The organism is Bacillota bacterium, from assembly GCA_024655925.1.
Classification (GTDB): domain Bacteria; phylum Bacillota; class DTU025; order DTU025; family JANLFS01; genus JANLFS01.
Map to the genome: position 1 here is coordinate 1926 of JANLFS010000161.1, position 1969 is coordinate 3894.

3 protein-coding genes are annotated in these 1969 nt (G+C 57.2%); all 3 read right to left on the reverse strand.

The window, feature by feature from the left end; all coding sequences use genetic code 11:
• Positions 1-47: 47 nt before the first annotated feature.
• Entirely contained in the window at positions 48-587 is a 540-nt protein-coding gene (gene spoVT, locus NUW23_15300; protein ID MCR4427524.1) for a stage V sporulation protein T, read from the reverse strand.
• A gap of 620 nt (positions 588-1207) precedes the next feature.
• A complete protein-coding gene (locus NUW23_15305) occupies positions 1208-1543 on the reverse strand; it encodes a rubredoxin (GenBank protein ID MCR4427525.1) in 336 nt (111 codons plus the stop codon).
• Positions 1544-1579: 36 nt separating this feature from the next.
• A partial coding sequence (locus NUW23_15310; GenBank protein ID MCR4427526.1) for a rubrerythrin family protein occupies positions 1580-1969 on the reverse strand: 390 nt, incomplete at its 5' end.

Here is a 1969-nt window from a genome sequence, read left to right on the forward strand (position 1 = left end):
CTGAACGGGATCTCAATGATCCCGTTCAGTCCCGCGTCAAAGGTGTGTCACTGACTGAGTTGCTTGGCCAGGAATCCTGCGGCAGTCTCTGTCAGTTTCAGCTCGAGCTCTCCCATGGTCTTGCCCTCTCGCGACACCAGCATGACCGCACCCGCTATGTCGCCTTCCACTATTATGGGAGACACGACCTGACTGGAGAACTCCAGATCCTCTATTGGAGGCTTGTCGTTTGGGGTGTTCGAGAGGAAGGGTTTTCGGCTTCGCATAATCTCCTCGACGTGCTCGGTGATCCTTCTCTCAATGAAGCCCTTCTTGGGTGCTCCGCTCACCGCGACTATCTCGTCCTGATCAGCGATGAGGGCAATGTGCCCTGTCCCTTCGTAGAGCGAGTCCGCGTACTCCTGGGCGAACTCGCCCAGATCGGCCACTGGCGAGTACTTCTTCAGAATGACCTCGCCTTCACGGTCAGTGAATATCTCAAGCGGATCACCCTCTCGTATTCGGAGGGTCCTACGAATCTCCTTTGGTATCACTACCCGCCCAAGGTCGTCTATACGCCGGACAATCCCTGTCGCTTTCACGCGCATCCCTCCTTTGTTAGTATTTTACCTTGGTGCGAACGTGCTTATGCTCGATATCGAGTCCCGATTCCGGGCAAAACTGGATGCCGTGCAGACAAAGAAATGAGGCCTGCGACGATCTTCTCTCCGGCTACCGCACCTCGCTGCGTGACTACCCGACACCTTTCGGCACCGAGCAGCCATTACGCGAAGTACGATAACCTTTGATCGACCAACGCCCGGACTTGGGCATCATACTGCAGTCTCTCGACTGCAGCACCACGCTTTCGCCCGTGCGTTGATCTTAGCTCGACCGCCGCAGATGGGTTTCCCTGCAGCGACGATCTCTTCAACCGCCGCCACAAGTTGGCCCACCTGCGACGATCTTCGCTCCGGCCAGTACGGATCCGACCTCGAACCCGTACTGACCTTTGCTCGACCCACGGTGAACCTGACCAAGTCACCTTACAGATCCACCGTGGATCTTAGCTCGACCGTCGCAAACCTCGATCCTTATTGTGACCAGTGACTCCCCTATTATTCGGGCGCCATAAGGTACTTACTGAGACAACCGGAAAAGGGCGCACCATATGGGCCAGTCTTCCATGACAAGCAAGACCCCGGATTGGAGCCAAAATCGTGAGCCCTTAGCCCCACTTGCCCTTGCCGACATGCGAACGTATCTCCGCTCTCGCCGCCTGAGCGATAGCCCACGCTTGCTCACGAGCCATCTTGAACACAGCTACGCACGGCGGATCCAGATCGTCCTCGATCCCCTTCTCTGCCAGCTGGCTCACGTCATCCATCATGGCGATGAGCTTGCAGTGGAGGGTATTCGTCGACCTCGACCTTGTGATCAGCCCCGCCTCGGCCTCCGGGATCTCTGTGAACTTCTCTTTGGGGGCCCCGCATTTTGGGCATTTCTCGGGAGGACCGTCGCCATCGTGTACGTACCCGCACACCCCGCATCTCCAGAGCTTCAAGCCTTCCGCCTCCTTCGTCGCCCTGACAGGCCGACCCTAGTAGTTCTCGCAGAGGAGCTCGTAATAGGACTGGGGATGTGCACATGCCGGGCAGACAGACGGTGCCTCAGGCCCTTCATGGACGTACCCGCAATTCCTGCACTTCCATCTGACTGGCTGTTCCTTCTTGAACACCGTACCTTCCAGCACGTTCTTGCGGAGGGCAAGATACCTCCTCTCATGCTGCTCTTCGACTTCTCCGATCTCCCTGAATACATCCGCGATCTCGTCGAAGCCTTCCTCCCGGGCAACCTTCTCGAAATCCTTGTACATCGAGGTCCACTCGTAGTTCTCGCCTTCCGCAGCGTGCTTGAGATTCTCGGCAGTGTCTGAGACCAAGCCCACGAACTTCAGGAGGCGTTTGGCGTGCTCTTTCTCATTGTCCGC

What these genes read in the sequence shown, in the direction of transcription:
- spoVT (MCR4427524.1), bottom strand. Translation starts at nt 587, where the DNA reads ATGCGCGTGAAAGCGACAGGGATTGTCCGGCGTATAGACGACCTTGGG.